The sequence below is a fragment of the Pseudarthrobacter sp. PvP090 genome, from assembly GCF_040547365.1.
Classification (GTDB): Bacteria; Actinomycetota; Actinomycetes; order Actinomycetales; family Micrococcaceae; genus Arthrobacter.
Genome location: NZ_JBEPPO010000001.1, coordinates 177,422 through 191,930 on the forward strand (window position 1 = coordinate 177,422; position 14,509 = coordinate 191,930).

A 14,509-nucleotide genomic window follows, 5' to 3' on the forward strand; every position below is an offset into this window, starting at 1 on the left:
CTTCGTTGGGAGCAACGATATCAGCGCCCGGCCCCCGTCAACTACGGTCCGCCGGTTCACGCCACGGGGCCGGCTCGTCAGCCACAGGCGTGCTGCGGTTCAGCCTCCACACCGCCAGCGCAATGAGGGCCGCGGCAACGAGGGCGAGCAGCGCGACGGTGTACTGGCGCATCGCCCACATGATGCACAGCGCCACGCCCGCCGCACCCCACCAGACAAACAACCGTTCGCCGAAGCCCAGCCCTGCCATGAGCAGGACGGCCATCAGCGCCAGGACCCACAACTGCTGCCCCACATCACCGCCAACGATGATCCCCAGCCCGGACAGCGTCAACAGCCCGGCGCCGCCGGACAACAGCATCCGGCCCGCCCTGCCGTGCCCGGACACCAGGCGAAGGGCTCCCAGCATGCCGGCGAGAACCACATACCACTGCAGCGTCCAGAACACATCGGGCCACCCGGGGCCTGACTCGAGCCCGGTGAAGAGCACCGCGCGCTGCACTGCCGCCGCCGTCGCGAACAGCCCCAGTTCCACACCGGCCCTGCGGGCTTTCTCCGGCACTTCGGCGCAGCACACCGCGGCGGTGGCGGCCACGAGCGCGGCCCCGGCCCACGCTGTCTGGTCCCACCGCAGCCCGGCTGCGGCGGCGAGGCCAAGACCCAGGATCGCTGCCGACACAAGAGCGCGGCGGCGGACCGGATCGCCGGCCAGCGCGTCGCGGCGCACGCAGCGGACGGCATACAGCGCCGCCGCAGCCGGGGCGCAGCCCGCCAGCCACGGCAGGTAGCTGCCCCCGGCTCCCGGCACGGCTTCCAGCAGCCCGGCCACCGCCAGCGTGGCGCCGGACAGCACCGCGCCGACGGCGGGCACGTAGAGCATCGGCCACCGTTCCAGGTGGGACGCCGCGAAACAGACCACGGCCAGCACCAGGACGGATGCCCCGGTCAGCCAATCAGCGGCGGGCCGCGCCAGCAACAGGGCGGTCACCACGAAAGCGCCGGACGCTGCCAGCCACAGCCAGCGTTCGACGTCGGCCGCTGCGTTGCGCCGGAACAGCAGGCCGGCGGCGGTGGCGGCCAGCGAGAGCACGAGCAGCGCCGCCACGACGCCGTTGTGGCCAAGGACCGGCTGGTCAAGCACGCCGCCGGCAGACGAGCGGGAGCCGAACTGCACGAGCGGCCCCAGCGCCACAGTGCCGAACACGGCAGCATAGACCGTCAGGTAGGCCGCCCCGCGGGCCGCAAGCACCCGGCTGGCCACCGCTGCGGAGAGCAGCAGCAGGGCCGCGTGCAGCAGGATGACCCAGCGGCCGCCGTCGTCGGGCGCCGCCGCCAGATAGCCGAGCGGTAGGACTGTCTGGGCCGCGAGGGTGATCCACACCGCCGCCTGCTGGAACGGGATTTCCGTCAAGCGGTGCCGCATGAGCCAGCGGATCACGTGCTGGGCGGCAAGGACCAGCCCGAACGTCACGGAGACGGCGGTGGCCGAGACCGTCGCGTCGTAGCTGAGGACGAGCGCCAGGGCGAGGGTAAGCACGCGGGCGGATGCGAAGTATGCGCCTTTGGCCGTGCGCGAGGTGGCGGCGGCCGCCATCACGGCGCTGAAGGCGGCAAAGATGCCCAGGACCGGCCCGACGTCGAGCGCGGTGCCCGCACGGGCCAGCAGGAGCACCGCCAGCGCCGCCTGCGCAAACACTGCCGCCCGCGGTCGGGCGCGGAGCATGAACCCCGCCGCCGCTGCGCTGAGGGCCATCACGACGACGGCAGCGGTCAGCTGCCAGCCTCCGGGTGACTCGTGCTGAAGGCCGGACGCCGTGAGGACAGCCAGGGCGACGGCCTGCAGCGCCAGCACCGCGGCGGCGTCGGCGACCACGCCGTCGGGAGCCCTGCCCCGAACCTCGGCCCGCAGCGGGAAGGCCAGCTGCAGTCCCAGCACCAGCACCGCCAGCGAAGCGCCCATGAGCTCCCCGCCGCCAATCACCAGCGGACCGGTCTCCTGCCGCAACTGCTGGAAGCCAGTGAGGACCAGGACGGTGCCGGCCCCCCGGGACATCCACCAGTAGCCCCACCGCTGTTGCAGTGCACCACGGCGCAGCGCCGCTGCCGCGAGGTAGAGCACCGTCAGGGCCAGGCAGATGTTGCCGCTCTGGAGCGAGACGGCGGCAAACGCCAGGCCGGCCAGCGCCGCGGCCATACCCAGGGGCAGCAGTTCACGGACGCCGGACCGCCAGGGCGTCCCCTCAGCGGCTTCCCCGGAGAGTGCCCGGCCGGTGCCGAGGGACGTGAGGAGCTGGAGCACGACGGCGGCGCCGGTGAGCGTTCGCCCCGGTGTGCCGTCCGCGTACGCCAGCGCGGCGAGGACGGGAAGCGCCGCGAGGGAGAACGCGGCCAGGCTCCCGTCCGGGGCCGGCGACGGCACGCCCGCCCGGACCAGGGCCGCTGTGGCGAGCTGCTGCACCACGAGCGCCAGCAGAAGAGCGGAGAGCACCGGGGCGGAGTCGTAGCCGCCGCCGGTCCACGCCGCGACGGCCGCGGGAACGGCCAGCGTGGCCGCGATGCGGGCGGCGAGTACGAACTGCCGGCGCAGGGGCTCCGTCGCGGGCACTGAGCGCACGGCCCAGAACAGCGCGACCAGCAGCAGGAAACCTGCCGCGGTCCAGCCGCCGGCGCGGCCGCCGAAGCCCGCAGTCAGCGCAAGGGCAGCCACCGGGGCACCTTCCGCCATCCCGCCCATGCCCACGGCCAGGGCCATACCGGTGAGCACGGCCAGCAGCAGCGCCACCCACACCGGGACGTCAAAGCTTGGGTCGACGGCGGCTGGGAACAGGGCCACCGCTCCCCACAGCAGGGTCAGAAGCAGTTGCAGACCGAAGGTGACGAGGGCGTCCGCTCGCCGGCGGCCGGCTGACCCCAGCAGCGTAGCCGGAACCACCGCCAGGCCGGACGCCAGCAGCACGGACTGGAGGGCTGCCAGCGCGACGGCGGTCAGGAGCGCCCACGGCAGGCTGTCACTGGCCGCCCAGGTTCCGGCCGCGGCCGCCACGGTGAGGCTCACCCGCCCGCCGTAATAGTGGGCGACACGGAACCGGCCCCGCGGCAGCGCCGCCATGAGCGCGAAGTAGGCGCCACACAGGAACATGATGAGCGCGTACTCGCCCTTGCCGAGCAGCAGGGGCACGCAGGTCACGGCCACCGCGACGGCGGGGACCACAAAGGGGTGCAGGTCCAACAGCGGTTTCAGGAACACGGACGGCATCCAGCGCGGACGCGTCAGGGCCAGCAGGGCCAGCAGGACCGCGAAGCCGATCAGGGCGGCGAAGTACCAGACCAGCGCTCCGCCGAGAACCGCAACCCCGGACCACGCCGTCGACACGACGAACGTCACGGACAGGTAAGCGAGAACCCTGCTGTCCATCCGGACCGCGGCGGCAACATAGGCAACGGTCCCGATGAACGACGTAACCAGCCAGGCGCCCGCGGCGTCGTGCAGGAGGAAGTTGTACAGGGCCAGTCCGGACACCGGGATCAGTGCCAGGCCGGTTCCGGCGAACGCGACGGCGGCGGGCCTGAGCCGCGGTACCCTCGTGTGCAGGACGAGTCCCCCGGCATAGAACAGCGCCGTAATGGCGACAACGCCGGCGAAGCGGAGGACCTCCGGCAGGGACGTGCCAACGAACAGGGCCCCGGCCGCCACCAGCAGCAGGCTGGCGACATACAGGGTGATGTTGATGTTCTGCCGGTCCCGTCTCTCCTTGCGGGCAGCCCGGTCCGCGGCGGACTCCGGCGGAACCGCCCGCGAAACCGCCGGGCCCGAAGCCGGGGGTGGCGGAGCGGAACGCTGGATGGGCAGCGGCCAGGGCTGTTGGTGGGCTGCTGGCCGGACGGGCGGAAGTGGCTGGTGAGGGAGCTCCCCGGCGGTGTGGACCGGCGGTGCTTGCTGGGCTGGCGGTGGCGCCGCGGCCGGCGGCGGGGCCGCGGCCGGCGCCGGCGGGGTCGCCGCGACCGGCTCAGGGGCAGCCTGGCCGTCCCGCCAGCCCTGCAGGTGACCCGCGCGGAAGCCGGCCGCGAAGGCCTGGCTGTTCGCGTCGGCTGTACGCCTGCGTTCCCGCGCCCTCCCCCGGCGGAGGCCCAGCAGGAGGGCAGCGGCCACGAGGAGAATTACCAGCAGCGGATGGACAGCGGTCGACATGGATATCCTTTGTGACTCCGGCTGTACGGACCCGACCAGCCCCCATTAACTCCAATGACTAGATGAAATATAGCACCGGAGTGTGCTCAGCGGATGCCTGCCCACAGGGCCCGTTCCCAGGACCGGGGATCCTCCACGACCTTGGAGACCGTGTCGAACCGCATCGTGGTCCTTCGCCCCAGTTCATACCGCAGCCAGCCCGGGTCGCCGGTGCCCGCAAAGGCCACCCATGCGGCGTGCATCGTCCGCGCGAGCTCCTGCAGCGGGTTCTGGCCGAGCATCGGCCCGAACAGCGGCACGTCCGTCGTCGCGGTGTCGAAGCCAGAGCCTGGTGTCCGTAGGTGCGGACCGGCCCTGTGAGGATCTCGTCGGTGATGCCGGCGATCGCGCCGCTGGCGACCAGCCACAGCCGCCAGTCGTCGGTGTTCGTGCCGACGATCACGTCCACCTGCCCGCCGGACCCTGCAGCGATCCGCTCGATCGGCACGACCGGCAGGACGTCGCCGTCGAGGACGGGCTGCCACGGCATCCCGCTGGCCATGACCGCGCGTCCGCGCAGTAAGGGGCCTTGATCCTGCGCCCGGCGTCAGTTTCAGAAGTCGTCTGCACAAACCGTCGTTCTGCCTGACGTCGCGTGCACCTCACGCGGCCGCGGACCTCCGCCCTGGGGTTCAGGGCTTGGATTCAGGAAGCAGCCCGAGTTGTCCGAGGAACTCCATCTGGTCAAAGTAAAAGTGGTGGGCTGTGATCAGGCCATTTTCGACGTGGGCGACATCGCAGCTCCTGACCCGGATGCTCTTTCCGGTCGGAGGGAGGCTTTCGCCGGACGGCATGATCAACGGTCCTGTGTTGGTTCCGACGACAAAGCCTTCATCGATCGCCACATTTCCGGCCTCGTACCTATCCGCGTACTCGTAGGTGATGTCCGGGAAAGATACCCCGAACTGTGACAGGTAGTTGCTGATGGCTTCAGGCCCAACGAGTTTGCCTTCTTCAGGCGTGAAGGCGACCGCATCAGCTGAGTAACACGCTGCCTGTGTCTCTTTGTCCTTCGCCGTCACGGCTGCGGTTAAGCGGTCCATTGCATCGCGTGCTTGTCCCATTTTAGACCTCCATTGTTGGCGGCCCCACGAAGAGGTCAGGCCGCTCCGTGGCTTGGCTTCTGTTAATGCAGACGCCGATTCAAGTACACGCCGGGCGGGAAAGGGTGTCAACGGCTTTGGTTTCGGGGCCAGGACGCAAAAAAGAACAGCCCCGCTGCGAGTGCAGCGGGGCTGTTCTTTGCTTCACGGGGCCGTCAGACGGCCAACCGATCAGGGGTCTAACTCAGATCAACAAGTATTACTTGAGGATCTTGGTAACGCGTCCCGAACCAACGGTGCGGCCGCCTTCGCGGATAGCGAAGCCGAGGCCCTCTTCCATGGCGATGGGCTGGATGAGCGCAACGGTCATCTCAGTGTTGTCGCCGGGCATAACCATTTCCGTGCCTTCCGGCAGGGTGATAACGCCGGTTACGTCCGTGGTGCGGAAGTAGAACTGCGGGCGGTAGTTGGAGTAGAACGGGTTGTGACGTCCGCCTTCGTCCTTGGAGAGGATGTAGACGTTAGCTTCGAAGTCGGTGTGCGGGGTGATGGAACCCGGCTTGACGACAACCTGGCCACGCTCGACATCGTCGCGCTTCAGACCGCGGAGCAGGAGGCCACAGTTCTCGCCGGCCCATGCTTCGTCGAGCTGCTTGTGGAACATCTCGATACCGGTAACCGTGGTCTTCTGGACCGGGCGGATGCCGACGATCTCGACCTCGGAGTTGATGGCGAGGGTTCCACGCTCGGCGCGGCCCGTAACAACGGTGCCACGGCCGGTGATCGTGAAGACATCTTCGATCGGCATCAGGAAGGGCTTGTCGCGGTCACGAACCGGGTCCGGCACGGAGTTGTCGACAGCTTCCATGAGGTCCTCGACGGACTTGACCCAAACCGGGTCGCCTTCGAGAGCCTTCAGACCGGAAACGCGAACGACCGGAGCCTCATCGCCATCGAAGCCCTGAGCCGAAAGCAGCTCGCGAACTTCCATTTCGACGAGGTCGAGGAGCTCTTCGTCGTCGACCATGTCCGACTTGTTCAGCGCAACCAGCAGGTAGGGGACACCAACCTGGCGGGCGAGCAGGACGTGCTCGCGGGTCTGAGCCATCGGGCCGTCAGTGGCGGCAACCACGAGGATTGCACCGTCCATCTGTGCAGCGCCGGTGATCATGTTCTTGATGTAGTCAGCGTGACCCGGAGCGTCTACGTGTGCGTAGTGGCGCTTCTCGGTCTGGTACTCAACGTGGGAGATGTTGATGGTAATGCCGCGCTGACGCTCTTCGGGAGCAGAGTCAATGGACGCGAAGTCGCGCTGCTCGTTGAGAGTCGGGTACTTGTCGTACAGCACCTTGGAAATCGCGGCCGTCAGCGTCGTCTTACCGTGGTCAACGTGACCAATGGTGCCGATGTTGACGTGCGGCTTAGTCCGCTCGAACTTTGCCTTTGCCACAGGTTCCTCCTAGAACGTTTTCAAATGACTTACCCTTCGACCGCGCTTGTCGCGGCGAAACTTCAGTAAGTCTACTTGGGGGGCTTTGGATTGATGAAATTGCAGATTCAGGAACTAATACTAGTCCCTCGAGTCTGTCGGTGCAGATGGCCGGTCCCGGCTTGACCGGAAAGCGGCTGACCGGAGCCGACCACCTGCACCAGGTGAATCTCCGTTGACGAAGACGCACCCGAGTTTGTTGCTGCGAGAGCCTTTGGGACTACTCGCCGCGGTTCTTCTGGATGATCTCGTCGGCAAACGCCTTCGGGACCTCGGCGTAGCTGTGGAACGTCATGGAGTACACAGCGCGGCCCTGGGTCTTCGAGCGCAGGTCACCGATGTAGCCGAACATGCCGGACAGCGGGACGTGTGCGCGGATGACCTTGACGCCCTGGGCATCTTCCATGGACTGCATCTGGCCACGGCGGGAGTTGAGGTCACCGATAACTTCACCCATGTATTCCTCAGGGGTGCGGACCTCGACATCCATCATTGGTTCGAGCAGGATGGGGTTCGCCTTGCGTGCGGCTTCCTTGAAAGCCATACGGCCGGCGATCTTGAACGCCATTTCCGAGGAGTCAACATCGTGGTATGCGCCGTCAATCAGCGTGGCCTTGATGCCGACAACCGGGTAACCGGCCAGGACGCCGTCGTTCAGTGCATCCTGGATACCGGCGTCAACCGACGGGATGTATTCGCGCGGAATACGTCCACCGGTGACCTTGTTCGAGAACTCGTACATCTCGCCCTCGGACGTGTCCAGCGGCTCGATCGCGATCTGGATCTTTGCGAACTGGCCCGAACCACCGGTCTGCTTCTTGTGCGTGTAGTCGTGACGCTCTACAGCACGCTTGATGGTTTCGCGGTACGCGACCTGTGGCTTGCCCACGTTGGCCTCGACCTTGAATTCGCGGCGCATGCGGTCCACCAGGATGTCCAGGTGGAGCTCGCCCATGCCGGCGATGATGGTCTGACCGGTGTCTTCGTTGAGGGAGACCTGGAAGGTCGGGTCCTCAGCGGAGAGCTTCTGGATGGCCGTGGAGAGCTTCTCCTGGTCACCCTTGGTGTTCGGCTCGATCGCAACAGAGATCACGGGCTCCGGGAAGCTCATGGACTCGAGGACGATCTGGTTGCTGGAGTCGCACAGGGTGTCGCCCGTGGTGGTGTCCTTCAGACCGATCGCTGCGTAGATGTGGCCAGCGGTAGCGCCGTCGACGGGCATTTCCTTGTTGGCGTGCATCTGGAACAGCTTGCCGATGCGCTCCTTCTTGCCCTTGGTGGAGTTGACCACCTGGGCGCCTGCTTCCACGTGACCGGAGTACACGCGGATGAAGGTGAGCTGACCGAAGAACGGGTGCGTAGCAATCTTGAACGCCAGAGCCGAGAACGGCTCCTCGGAGGACGGCTTGCGCGTCAGTTCCTTCTCTTCGTCGCGGGGATCGTGACCGATCATCGGCGGGACGTCGAGCGGGTTCGGCAGGTAGTCCACGACGGCGTCAAGCATCGGCTGGACGCCGCGGTTCTTGAACGCGGAGCCGCAGAAGACCGGGTAGAGCTCGGAGTTGATCGTCATCTTGCGGATGCCGGCCTTGAGCTCGTCTTCGGTGATTTCTTCACCTTCGAGGTACTTCTCCATGAGCTCTTCGGAGGACTCTGCAACGGTCTCAACGAGCGTTGCGCGGTACTCTTCGGCCTTTTCCTTGAGGTCAGCCGGGATCTCCTGGATCTCGTACTTGGCACCCATGGTGACGTCACCCTTGGAGTCGCCGGGCCAGACCAGTGCGCGCATGTAGAGCAGGTCGACGACGCCGATGAAGTCGTTCTCGGCGCCGATCGGCAGCTGCATGACGAGCGGCTTGGCACCGAGGCGGCTGATGATGGTGTCGACGGTGAAGTAGAAGTCAGCGCCGAGCTTGTCCATCTTGTTGACGAAGCAGATGCGCGGGACGTTGTACTTGTCAGCCTGGCGCCAGACAGTCTCAGACTGCGGCTCCACGCCTTCCTTGCCGTCGAACACGGCAACTGCACCGTCGAGGACGCGCAGGGAGCGCTCAACCTCAACCGTGAAGTCCACGTGGCCGGGGGTGTCGATGATGTTGATCTGGTTGTTTTCCCAGAAGCAGGTCACGGCGGCAGACGTGATGGTGATGCCGCGTTCCTTTTCCTGTTCCATCCAGTCAGTCGTCGAAGCGCCGTCGTGCGTTTCGCCGATCTTGTGGTTCACACCTGTGTAGAACAGAATGCGCTCGGTAGTAGTGGTCTTGCCGGCATCGATGTGGGCCATGATGCCGATATTGCGGACCTTGCTAAGGTCGGTAAGCACGTCCTGTGCCACGGTGTCTCCCTTTCGGATGGACTGCACGTTCGCCGCCGGCTCGGTAGAGCCGGCGGCGTCCGGGAAGTATTACCAGCGGTAGTGTGCGAAGGCCTTGTTGGACTCGGCCATCTTGTGGGTGTCTTCGCGACGCTTCACAGCGGCACCGAGACCGTTGGAGGCATCCAGAATTTCGTTCTGGAGGCGCTCGGTCATGGTCTTCTCGCGGCGGGCCTTGGAGTAGCCAACCAGCCAGCGCAGGGCGAGTGCGGTGGAGCGGCCCGGCTTGACCTCAACCGGAACCTGGTAGGTGGCGCCACCGACGCGGCGGGAGCGGACCTCGAGTGAAGGCTTGACGTTCTCCATGGCCTTCTTGAGGGCTGCAACCGGGTCGCCGCCGGACTTGGCACGAGCACCCTCGAGTGCACCGTAAACGATGCGCTCTGCGGTGGACTTCTTGCCGTCAACGAGCACCTTGTTGATCAGCTGGGTGACCAGCGGGGAGCCGTAAACGGGATCTAGAACTAGCGGCCGCTTGGGGGCCGGACCCTTGCGAGGCATATTACTTCTTCTCCATCTTTGCGCCGTAACGGCTACGAGCCTGCTTACGGTTCTTGACACCCTGGGTATCGAGGGCGCCACGGACGATCTTGTAACGGACACCCGGAAGGTCCTTAACGCGGCCGCCGCGGACGAGCACAATGGAGTGCTCCTGCAGGTTGTGGCCTACACCGGGGATGTACGCGGTAACTTCAACGCCGCCGTTGAGGCGCACACGTGCAACCTTACGCAGAGCCGAGTTCGGCTTCTTCGGGGTCGTCGTGTACACGCGGGTGCAAACACCGCGGCGCATCGGGCTGCCGTTAAGCGCGGGGGCCTTGGTCTTCTTGACCTTCGGCGTGCGGCCCTTGCGGACCAGCTGGTTAATCGTAGGCACTCTCGTGTTCTCCGTTTTATCCGGAGCGGCCGTTGGCGGCCGCTCTCTTGTCGCTGCGCCCTGCCGCTCGAGCTTTGAAGTTCTCTCCAGAGCAGCTGAGGCGAAGCCTTAATAGTCGGACCGCACGCCGGGGCCCACGGACTTTCATCCTGAATTGCCCCTAGGCATGCGAAAATGTGGCATACGTTGCACAAGAACCCTGCAAACCGGAAACGTCGTCCTGGCCCAGCCTCTCAGCTACAACCGGCGCACTCATCCACTGCCACAATAACAATTAGTCTCAACTCTAACACGGACGGGTCCCAGCCCTTAATCGGCGCGGAACCAGGCCCCTCCTCCCCATCGCCCCTCCGGCGCCCCCTCCCCCATCGACTGCTCCGTAAACGCCGTTTTGGGGGCTCTAAAGGGCGCTGCTGGAGCAATCGATGGGTTTAAACGGGGATGGTCCCGCACCTTGCGGTGCGGGACCATCCTGGGAAAGCGCTGGCGGCCGCAGGGGCTGCCGTGCCTGTTAGCGGAAGTCGCTGCCCAGGTCGTAGTCATCCAGCGGGATGGCGTGGAACTCAGGAGCTCCGTCGCCGCCCAGGGAATCGTAGGAGAAGTCACTGAACGCGCTGGGGCCGGTGAACAGGTTGGCCTTTGCTTCTTCAGTGGGCTCCACGGTGACCTCGGTGTAGCGCGGGAGACCCGTGCCGGCCGGGATCAGCTTACCGATGATGACGTTTTCCTTGAGGCCAAGCAGCGGATCGCTCTTGCCTTCCATGGCCGCCTGCGTCAGGACGCGGGTGGTCTCCTGGAAGGAAGCTGCGGACAGCCAGGACTCGGTCGCCAGGGACGCCTTGGTGATGCCCATGAGCTCGGGACGGCCGGACGCCGGCGTCTTGCCCTCGGACACAACACGGCGGTTGGCATCTTCGAAGCGGCTGCGCTCGGCGAGCTCGCCGGGCAGCAGGTCCGATTCGCCGGACTCGATGACCGTGACGCGGCGCAGCATCTGGCGGACGATAACCTCGACGTGCTTGTCGTGGATACCGATGCCCTGGCTGCGGTACACGCCCTGGACCTCGTCCACCAGGAACTTCTGCGCGGCACGGGGGCCCATGATGCGCAGAACCTGCTTGGGGTCGACCGGACCGTTGATGAGCTTCTGGCCGACGCTGACGTGCTCGCCGTCTTCGATGAGAAGACGTGAACGGCGCAGGACCGGGTAAGCGATCTCTTCGGATCCGTCATCCGGGGTGATGACCAGGCGCATCTGGCGCTCGGACTCTTCGATGGTGATGCGGCCGGCTGCTTCAGCAATCGGCGCGACACCCTTCGGAGTACGGGCTTCGAAGAGCTCCTGGATACGGGGCAGACCCTGGGTGATGTCGTCGCCACCGCTGGAGGAAACAGCACCACCGGTGTGGAACGTACGCATGGTCAGCTGGGTACCCGGCTCACCGATGGACTGTGCGGCGATGATGCCGACTGCCTCACCGATGTCGACGGTCTTGCCCGTGGCCAGCGAACGGCCGTAGCACAGGGCGCAGGTGCCGACGCTGGACTCACAGGTGAGTACGGAGCGGACCTTGACCTCGGTGATGCCGGCTGCGAACAGTTCGGCAATAACGACGTCGCCGCAGTCGGTGCCGCCTGCTGCCAGGACCTTGCCCTTGGAGTCAACGACATCCACGGCCAGGGTTCGGGCGTACGCGCTGTTCTCGACGTTCTCGTCCAGGACCAGCTCGCCGTTGGAGTCCGCGACCGCGATGGCGGTCATGAGACCGCGCTCGGTGCCACAATCCTCTTCGCGGACGATGACGTCCTGCGACACGTCCACCAGACGACGGGTCAGGTAACCCGAGTTGGCGGTACGCAGCGCGGTGTCAGCCAGACCCTTACGGGCACCGTGCGTGGCGATGAAGTATTCCAGCACCGACAGGCCCTCGCGGTACGAGGACTTGATCGGACGCGGGATGATCTCACCCTTAGGGTTGGCCACCAGGCCACGGATACCCGCGATCTGGCGGACCTGCATCCAGTTACCACGTGCGCCGGAGGACACCATGCGGTTGATGGTGTTCATCGGGGACAGGTTGTCACGCATCGCCTGGGCGATCTCGTTGGTTGCCTTGTTCCAGATCTCGATCAGTTCCTGGCGACGCTCGTCGTCGTCGATCAGGCCCTTGTCGTACTGGCCCTGGATCTTGGCAGCCATGGTCTCGTAACCGGCGAGGATCCGCGGCTTGTCCTTGGGCACCTCGATGTCGGAGATGGCGACGGTGACACCGGACCGGGTGGCCCAGTAGAAACCGGCATCCTTCAGGTTGTCCAGCGTTGCCGCCGTGACCACCTTCGGGTAACGCTCTGCGAGGTCGTTGACGATCGTGGACAGTTCGCCCTTGTCGGCAACGTTCTCAACCCACGGGTAGTCCGCGGGAAGCGTCTCGTTGAAGAGGACCTGGCCCAGGGACGTCTGGACGAGCACGGTCTGACCCGGCTCGTAGCCTTCCGGAGCTTCCCAGCCGGCGTAAGGAACAAAGCCCTCGAGCCGGATCTTGACCTGGGAGTTCAGGTGCAGCTCGTGCAGGTCGAACGCCATGATGGCTTCCGCGACGGAGGAGAAGATCCGGCCCTCGCCAGCTGAACCGACACGCTTCGTTGTCAGGTGGTAGAGGCCGATGATCATATCCTGCGAAGGCAGCGTCACCGGTCGGCCGTCAGACGGCTTCAGGATGTTGTTCGAGGACAGCATCAGGATGCGGGCCTCAGCCTGCGCTTCGGGGCTCAGCGGCAGGTGGACTGCCATCTGGTCGCCGTCGAAGTCAGCGTTGAAGGCGCCACAAACCAGCGGGTGGAGCTGGATTGCCTTGCCTTCAACAAGCTGCGGTTCGAACGCCTGGATGCCGAGACGGTGCAGGGTGGGTGCACGGTTCAGCAGCACGGGGTGCTCGGTGATGATCTCTTCGAGGACATCCCAGACCTGCGGGCGGTAGCGCTCGACCATCCGCTTGGCCGACTTGATGTTCTGGGCGTGGTTGAGGTCAACCAGGCGCTTCATCACGAACGGCTTGAAGAGCTCCAGCGCCATCTGCTTCGGCAGGCCGCACTGGTGCAGCTTCAGCTGCGGGCCGACGACGATCACGGAACGGCCGGAGTAGTCAACGCGCTTACCCAGGAGGTTCTGGCGGAAACGACCCTGCTTGCCCTTGAGCATGTCGCTCAGGGACTTCAGCGGACGGTTGCCCGGTCCGGTGACCGGACGGCCGCGGCGGCCGTTGTCGAAGAGGCTGTCAACAGCTTCCTGAAGCATGCGCTTCTCGTTGTTGACGATGATCTCCGGGGCACCGAGATCAAGCAGGCGCTTGAGGCGGTTATTCCGGTTGATCACGCGGCGGTAGAGGTCGTTGAGGTCGGAGGTCGCGAAGCGGCCACCGTCCAGCTGGACCATCGGGCGCAGTTCCGGCGGGATCACCGGGACTGCGTCCAGCACCATGCCGAGCGGGCTGTTGTTGGTCGTCAGGAACGCGTTGACCACCTTGAGCCGCTTCAGGGCGCGGGTCTTGCGCTGGCCCTTGCCGTTGGCGATGATGTCGCGGAGCATGTCCGACTCGGCCTGCATGTCGAAGTTCTCAAGACGCTTCTTGATCGCTTCGGCACCCATGGAGCCTTCGAAGTACATGCCGTAGCGGTCGCGCAGTTCGCGGTACAGGCCTTCGTCACCCTCAAGGTCAGCGACCTTGAGGTTCTTGAAGCGGTCCCAGACCTGCTCGAGGCGCTCGATTTCAGCATCCGCGCGCTTGCGGACGTTGGCCATCTGGCGGTCAGCGGAGTCACGGGCCTTCTTCTTGTCGGCAGCCTTGGCGCCTTCGCCCTCGAGACGGGCAAGCTCGTTCTCGAGGTCGCGGGCGATCGTGGCGATGTCCGAGTCGCGGTTGTCGATCAGCTGCTTCTTCTCGATGTCGTGCTCAACCTGGAGGTTGGGCAGTTCTTCGTGGCGGCTGTCGGCGTCGACGCTCGTGATCATGTAGGCAGCGAAGTAAATGACCTTTTCGAGGTCCTTCGGTGCCAGGTCAAGGAGGTAGCCCAGACGGGACGGAACACCCTTGAAGTACCAGATGTGCGTGACCGGGGCGGCCAGCTCGATGTGGCCCATGCGCTCACGGCGGACCTTTGCGCGGGTGACCTCAACGCCACACCGCTCGCAGATGATGCCCTTGAAGCGCACGCGCTTGTACTTACCGCAGTAGCACTCCCAGTCGCGGGACGGGCCGAAGATCTTCTCGCAGAAGAGGCCGTCCTTCTCAGGCTTGAGCGTGCGGTAGTTGATGGTTTCCGGCTTCTTAACCTCGCCGTAAGACCAGCCACGGATGTCTTCCGCGGTGGCGAGGCCGATCTGCATGAGGCCGAAGGAGGATTCGCTGGACATATGGTCCCTGTTCTCTCTTGTTCTCTAAATTCTGAAGTCTTGGGTTACGGGAAGAGGGAGGGGTGCACGGGGAAAAGACAGCGCGGC

The 14,509-nt window shown here is 65.5% G+C and carries 9 protein-coding genes; 1 reads left to right on the forward strand and 8 read right to left on the reverse strand.

Annotated features, from left to right (window positions below):
* Positions 1–37: 37 nt before the first annotated feature.
* Together ABIC21_RS00870 and ABIC21_RS00875 are read right to left on the reverse strand one after the other, a co-directional pair.
* Positions 38–4,189, reverse strand: coding sequence for a hypothetical protein (locus ABIC21_RS00870; RefSeq protein WP_354348545.1), 4,152 nt, complete (start codon positions 4,187–4,189; stop codon positions 38–40).
* Positions 4,190–4,275: 86 nt separating this feature from the next.
* The gene (locus ABIC21_RS00875; RefSeq protein ID WP_354348546.1) at positions 4,276–4,488 is read right to left on the reverse strand and encodes a hypothetical protein; all 213 of its coding nucleotides are present in this window, start codon (positions 4,486–4,488) and stop codon (positions 4,276–4,278) included.
* Positions 4,489–4,545: 57 nt separating this feature from the next.
* Here ABIC21_RS00875 and ABIC21_RS00880 point away from each other — a divergent pair, with 57 nt between their 5' ends.
* Positions 4,546–4,761, forward strand: coding sequence for a hypothetical protein (locus tag ABIC21_RS00880; protein WP_354348547.1), 216 nt, complete (start codon positions 4,546–4,548; stop codon positions 4,759–4,761).
* 99 nt (positions 4,762–4,860) lie between these two features.
* Here the strand turns inward: ABIC21_RS00880 and ABIC21_RS00885 are convergent, their stop codons facing one another.
* The 6 genes from ABIC21_RS00885 to ABIC21_RS00910 form a co-directional block, all read right to left on the reverse strand.
* Positions 4,861–5,292, reverse strand: a complete 432-nt coding sequence (locus ABIC21_RS00885) for a nuclear transport factor 2 family protein (RefSeq protein ID WP_354348548.1) — start codon at positions 5,290–5,292, stop codon at positions 4,861–4,863.
* A gap of 238 nt (positions 5,293–5,530) precedes the next feature.
* A complete protein-coding gene (tuf, locus tag ABIC21_RS00890) occupies positions 5,531–6,721 on the reverse strand; it encodes an elongation factor Tu (protein ID WP_069949303.1) in 1,191 nt (396 codons plus the stop codon).
* Between the two features lie 259 nt (positions 6,722–6,980).
* Complete coding sequence (fusA, locus tag ABIC21_RS00895) at positions 6,981–9,095, reverse strand: elongation factor G (RefSeq protein ID WP_354348549.1); 2,115 nt, start codon at positions 9,093–9,095, stop codon at positions 6,981–6,983.
* Positions 9,096–9,164: 69 nt separating this feature from the next.
* Entirely contained in the window at positions 9,165–9,635 is a 471-nt protein-coding gene (gene rpsG, locus ABIC21_RS00900; RefSeq protein ID WP_011692813.1) for a 30S ribosomal protein S7, read from the reverse strand.
* Position 9,636: 1 nt separating this feature from the next.
* Positions 9,637–10,011: a 30S ribosomal protein S12 gene (rpsL, locus tag ABIC21_RS00905; RefSeq protein ID WP_011692814.1), complete on the reverse strand. Its 375-nt coding sequence runs from the start codon at positions 10,009–10,011 to the stop codon at positions 9,637–9,639.
* A 511-nt stretch (positions 10,012–10,522) separates the two neighbouring features.
* A complete protein-coding gene (locus ABIC21_RS00910; protein ID WP_354348550.1) occupies positions 10,523–14,422 on the reverse strand; it encodes a DNA-directed RNA polymerase subunit beta' in 3,900 nt (1,299 codons plus the stop codon).
* Positions 14,423–14,509: the final 87 nt, after the last annotated feature.